The sequence below is a fragment of the Vibrio sp. 1580 genome (assembly GCF_033340055.1).
Window position 1 is genome coordinate 1 of sequence record NZ_JAWOVT010000743.1, and the last position, 517, is coordinate 517.

Annotated in this window: 1 pseudogene; it reads right to left on the reverse strand. The window is 45.3% G+C overall.

Features of this window, described 5'->3' with window-relative positions:
* Positions 1–517 (reverse strand): annotated as a pseudogene (locus R7093_RS28150) (pilus assembly protein CpaC); the annotation flags it as partial.

Here is a 517-nt window from a genome sequence, read left to right on the forward strand (position 1 = left end):
TGACTGTGGCAACAATGATCAACTCTGTATGGCGTCGGTCTGTGGATGCTTTCCGAAATGCCGCTCCCAAGATAGGCACATCACCCAGTAGAGGGGTTTTCTGTAACTCTTCAAGATCGGCACTGCTCATTAAGCCCCCCAAGACAAAGCTGTCGCCATCACCTAGCTCAATGGTGGTCATGGCTCGTCGAGTAGCAAACTGCGGTACTTCTATACCTGCAGCACGAATGTATCTTTCCACTTCACTAACTTCCGGGATCAAGCGCATACGGATTTTGTCTTCATGCAGCACCTTGGCAGTGAGATCAAGCTTAATACCAAACTCTCTAAAGGTGATGTTGATGTTACTATTAGTACTAACGACAATTGGTACTTCACCTCCAACTAAAAAGCTTGCCGACTCACCAGAAATCACAGTAAGATTGGGTTCAGCCAAAATTTGCGCTACGTTTTCATTTCCGAGTGCTGTAATCAATGTTGTTAAATCTGCGGCATCAAATTGTTGGAATAAGAACTC